7 protein-coding genes are annotated in these 5,382 nt (G+C 28.7%); all 7 read right to left on the bottom strand.

The annotated features are described in order from the left end of the window. Positions 1-103: 103 nt before the first annotated feature. Entirely contained in the window at positions 104-724 is a 621-nt protein-coding gene (locus tag AB1Z17_RS10430) for an outer membrane beta-barrel protein (RefSeq protein WP_368051741.1), read from the bottom strand. 51 nt (positions 725-775) lie between these two features. Next, positions 776-1,729: a transketolase family protein gene (locus AB1Z17_RS10435; RefSeq protein WP_368051742.1), complete on the bottom strand. Its 954-nt coding sequence runs from the start codon at positions 1,727-1,729 to the stop codon at positions 776-778. Positions 1,730-1,783: 54 nt separating this feature from the next. Beyond that, on the bottom strand, positions 1,784-2,365 hold the full coding sequence (locus tag AB1Z17_RS10440) for a Maf-like protein (RefSeq protein WP_368051743.1): 582 nt from the start codon (positions 2,363-2,365) through the stop codon (positions 1,784-1,786). 1 nt (position 2,366) lies between these two features. Continuing rightward, positions 2,367-3,275 carry a geranylgeranylglycerol-phosphate geranylgeranyltransferase gene (locus AB1Z17_RS10445; RefSeq protein ID WP_368051744.1) on the bottom strand — a complete coding sequence of 303 codons (909 nt, stop codon included), beginning with the start codon at positions 3,273-3,275 and terminating at the stop codon, positions 2,367-2,369. 3 nt (positions 3,276-3,278) lie between these two features. Next, positions 3,279-3,737, bottom strand: coding sequence for an SsrA-binding protein SmpB (gene smpB / locus AB1Z17_RS10450; RefSeq protein WP_368051745.1), 459 nt, complete (start codon positions 3,735-3,737; stop codon positions 3,279-3,281). 113 nt (positions 3,738-3,850) lie between these two features. After that, positions 3,851-4,699, bottom strand: a complete 849-nt coding sequence (locus tag AB1Z17_RS10455; protein ID WP_368051746.1) for a hypothetical protein — start codon at positions 4,697-4,699, stop codon at positions 3,851-3,853. 161 nt (positions 4,700-4,860) lie between these two features. Beyond that, on the bottom strand, positions 4,861-5,382 hold a 522-nt coding region (locus AB1Z17_RS10460), incomplete at its 5' end, for a DUF6799 domain-containing protein (RefSeq protein ID WP_368051747.1).

Below are 5,382 nucleotides of genomic sequence, written 5' to 3' on the forward strand. Positions count from 1 at the left end.
AAAAAGTAGGTTGAATAAAAACAGTAATTTAAAAATGTGCATAAAAAAAAACTTCGAGCAATTTATGCTCGAAGTTTTATATTTTTTAAACTATTTAGGTGTTTTATTTATCGTTTTTAGATAAACTATAAGACAAACTAAAAATTAATTGTTCTGGCCTAGAGTCTAATGTAAATGTTTCACCGGCATTTGTCCAATTTGCTTCATTTTCACTTAAACCTCTTTCGTATCTAGCATCAATACCAAATCTACCAAATTCTACGGAAGCACCAATATTTACGCCAACAGAAAATTCGTTTTCAACATCGCTAATTTTTATTCCTTTTAAATCGTTGTCTAAATAATATTGAAAAGCTGGACCTGCAAAAACGTTTAAAGGACCAATAAGCTTAAAACCAACTAACACAGGAACATCAATTTTAGATATTTTATAATCCTCTGTATTTCCAGTGTTTAATTCATATTCACTGGTTGTTTTTGTATACACTAATTCAGGTCGAACATAAAAAGCACCTAAATCTAACATTCCATAAAAGCCTATATTAAATCCAGATTTCCCTTTTCCTTCATTTTTATATATGCCAGTTACTTCGTTGGTAAATTCTTTCAAATCTCCGTTTGTATTATAATTTAAACCAGCCTTAAAACCAAAATCGTTTTGGGCATTCATTAGCATTATAGAAGCTAAAAATACAATCGAAAATACTACTGTTCTTTTTTTCATAAAAATAAATTTTTGGGTTAATATATCTTTTAAAACGAAAATATAATACTATTATTTCCTTTTAATTACTTTTTCCACAGCCGCAACAATAGCTATATCATTTAATTTATATTTTTCCATTAATTGTGCGGGAGTTCCAGATTCACCAAAACTATCGTTAACAGCAACAAATTCTTGAGGAACTAAACTATTTTGAACCAATAATCTTGAAACACTTTCTCCTAAACCACCAATAATATTATGTTCTTCTGCAGTTACAATACAACCAGTTTTTGCAACGGATTTTAAAATTGCGGCATCATCTAAAGGCTTAATTGTATGAATATTAATTACTTCTGCGCTTATTCCTTTTGCTTCTAATTGTTCAGAAGCTTGTAGTGCTTCCCAAACTAAATGTCCGGTTGCCACAATTGTAACATCTGTTCCTTCTGTAAGTTGTATTGCTTTTCCAACAACAAACTCTTCATTTTCGGGCATAAAAACAGGAACTACAGGACGACCAAAACGTAAATAAACTGGACCATCAAAATCTGCAATTGCAATAGTAGCTGCTTTAGTTTGATTATAATCGCAGGTGTTAATTACGGTCATTCCAGGTAACATTTTCATTAAACCAATGTCTTCTAAAATTTGATGCGTTGCACCATCTTCTCCCAACGTTAAACCAGCGTGCGATGCACATATTTTTACGTTTTTACCTGAATAAGCAACAGATTGACGAATTTGATCGTACACTCTACCTGTTGAAAAGTTTGCAAAAGTTCCCGTAAAAGGAATTTTACCACCAATTGTTAAACCAGCAGCAATACCAATCATATTTGCCTCTGCAATTCCAACTTGAAAGAATCTTTCAGGATGATTTTCAATAAACTTGTCCATTTTTAGCGAACCTATTAAATCGGCACAAAGGGCAACAACATTTTCGTTTTTATCTCCTAACTCAGCCAATCCAGCGCCAAAACCTGATCGTGTATCTTTTTTTTCGGTAAATGTGTATTTTTTCATTATAATATATTTATTAAAAATCGTTCAAAAATAATGATTATTTATGGTATCAACTTATAATTTTATTAATTCTTCGTATAATTTATGAACAGGTAAACCCATTACATTAAAATAGCTTCCTTCTATCTGCGTAACGCCTATTAAGCCTATCCATTCTTGAATTCCATAAGCTCCAGCTTTGTCAAAAGGTTGGTAATTTTCAACATAAAATTCAATTTCTTTAAGAGATAATTCTTTAAAAGAAACAGAAGTTACATCAGAAATTATGTGTTCGCTATTTTTTGTTTTAATGCAAATAGAAGAAAATACCTTATGCTTTTTACCGGATAACTCTTGCAACATTTGAATTGCTTCTGCTGCATTTTTTGGTTTTTCTAAAGCTTTATTATTGTGCCACACAATGGTATCGGCGGTTATTATTATATCATTTTCAAAAACTTCATTTGTAAAAGCAGCTGCTTTTTCTTTGCATAAATAATTAGTTATTTCTGCTCCTTTTAATTCAGTATTATACGTTTCTTCAATCTCTTTAACTTTTATGGAGAAATTTACGCCTAATTCCTTTAATAATTCGTGTCGCCTTGGAGAGCCAGAAGCGAGAATTATATTTTTATTTTTTAATTTATTCTGAAGCATTTTAATGAAATTTAGAAAAGATTATTAAAGAACTTATTCCTAAAAACATCGTAATTTTTAAGATAGTACTTATTTTTTTGAAGTTTTTTTTCTTCTTTGTTGAAAAAAGTTTTATGGCTGTATATAACAAAGGAAGAAAAACAGTAATTAATAAATAGAGCATTGTATATTTATAAAGTTCGCTATAATTAAGGAATATAATTAGCAACAAACCAATTGGAAATATGCAAGTAATAAGTGCTATGTTTTTTGCTCTAGTGACTCCTAATACAATTGGTAAAGTTTTCATTTTAAGTGCATAATCTCCATTTATATCTTCAATATCTTTAATTATTTCTCGTGTTAGATTTGTAAAAAATGCAAAAATACTGAGTGCTATAATTATATTGAACGCTAGATGCTTAGGCTCATTTTTTATTAAAAAACCAAATTCGAAAATAGCTAAAATAAAAATACTGAAACCAATTAGAAAAGCCACAATAAAATTTCCAATAAATGGTTTTGATTTTAATTTTTTGGCATAAAAATAGAGTAGTAGTGGGGTTCCAATAAAAATAAATGAAAAGGTTGGATTACCAATATTTAAACAAAAAAGGATTCCCAAAGCAATTCCTAATGTATTTGTTATTTTATACCATTGGAGCGCTTTTTCTATACTAATAACTTTAGAAACAATTAATTTTTTAGGTTTGTTAATTTTGTCTGAAATAACATCTTCAATATCATTTATAATATATCCGGCTGCTGTAATTAATACAATTGAAAGTAATAAAATAAAGAATTGAAATAAGGAAAGTGCAGTTTCAATAGAAAATGAAGGAAAAAGCAAAAATTTAATTAATAAGTAGACATAAATAATTAGCAGTAAATTTTTCCAGCGAATTAATTTTAAAAATACTACACTATTCATTTTTTAGTTAAAATCCTTTTTTACTCTATCTAAATCTCGCTTATTATCGCGGTCTTTCATTACCTCGCGTTTGTCGTAATTTTTCTTTCCTTTACACAATGCAATTTCAAGTTTAGCCCAGCCTTTTTCGGTTAAAAATAGACGTAATGGAACTATTGTTAAACCCACATTTTGAACTTCTTTTTGCAGTTTTTTAAGTTCTTGTTTGTTTAATAATAATTTACGCTCACTTTTTGGTTTGTGGTTATACGCGTGTCCGTATAAATACTCTTCAATAAACATATTTATTGCAAATAATTCTCCCTGTTCGTTAAATTCACAAAAGCTTTCTGTGATGCGAGCTTTACTTTCACGAATAGATTTAATTTCTGTACCCGTTAATTGAATACCTGCAATGTAGGTGTCTAAAATCTCGTATTCAAAACGTGCTTTTTTATTTTTTATGTTAATTTTCTTCTGCATATAAATGCAAATGTACTATAAATTCTATTCATTTAATATAGCTTTAAGTGTAGTTCAACTAAAAAAAAGCTCATACGGTTACATGAACTTTTCTATAAAATTTAAAAAGAATATTATTTAAACCTATAGGATATTCCAACCATCCAATAGAAAACATTTTCTAATTCTTCTTCAACTACAGTTTCATCACCTAAAATTGTAGCTTCATGTTGTGGAAAAACTAAAGCTGGTAAGAATGCAACGGTTATTGAATTTTTAGAATACCACATTGGTAAACTAACTTCAATTGCCATTAAATTAAAGCTTTCACTTTCTTCAATTACAACTTCTGTAATTGTTTGAGTTGTATTTCCTTGATTATTGTTTTTTCGATCTCTTATTCGGCTATTTATATAGTATTCCTCATAAAAATTTTGAGATCCCAGATAGATTCCAGCAGTTGGAGAAATTTGAAATTTATTATCTGAGGTTAAAAAATCATGGCTAATTTCTGAAGATAAAAATAAATCTGAATTTTCGTTATTACTTAAGTAATTACTTGCATTTACAATTAAATTAACGATTTCAAAATCGTAACTTAAGCTTGCAGTAATATCTGCGGTTACTTCAGAAATCACGTTGTAACTATCATTATTAAAAAAGTATTTTGTTACTGAAAAATCTCCAGATAGTTTATTTTTTTTAAAATCAAAACCCGCAGTTAATAAATATAAATCAATTCTACTTTCGTCGGGTTCTGTAAGGTAAGAGAAAGATCCTTTTCCGTAAACACCTGATTTATGGTGGTAAGCTATAGAAGGATATAAATAGGGAGCTGCAATGGAATCTTTTCTACCCATAAAAACAGCATCACTAATGTAATTTATAGCTGTTGAAACATATGATTTCTTTTCATTTTGTCCAAAAATACTTGCAGTACCTAAAACAAACAAAATTATAAATGAGAATTTTAAAGCTTTCATGATTAAAGATTTAATGATTAATTTATAAAGCTTAAAAAGAATTTTTAAGATTATTACAAATTGTCATTTTGAATAAATGCAATCAATTTTTTTTCATTTCTTCCTCAAATTTACTCAAAATGACAATTTGTGTTTTTAATTAAAACCACCACTAGCTTTTTTTAATTTTTCTTATTACGTGTGCCAGTTGCTTTCTTTTGCACTTTTTTCTTTGTCATAGTTTTAATTGCTTTAGCATTTTTCTGTACAACCATTTTTCTTTGCATATAGGTGTTTTTAAACATTTGACCGTCCATATTAATACATTCACCATCTTGCAATCTTAGTTGTTTTCTATCGCGATTTTGATAAGTTCCGTCTGGATTTATAGTAACACCATTTCCAAGTTGCATTTGTTCCTTAATTTGGTTTTGTTCCTGATTTTTAATTTGGTAGGCTTGACCATCAATCATCATTATTTGATATCTATTTTGATTTCGTGTTTGAATTTGAGCTTGAGACAGCCCTTTGTTTTCTTGTTGAACTTTGTATCTGTACTGATACTCATTTCTGTATAAAACGCCATCGCTATCTAAACAGGAACCATCTCTTAAACGCAATCTAATTTGATCTTTTGTGATGTACGTTCCATCTGGATTTACTATTGTACCGTCATTTAATGTTATTTTATCTTGTAATCTAAT

Source organism: Lutibacter sp., assembly GCF_040883305.1.
Classification (GTDB): Bacteria; Bacteroidota; Bacteroidia; order Flavobacteriales; family Flavobacteriaceae; genus Lutibacter.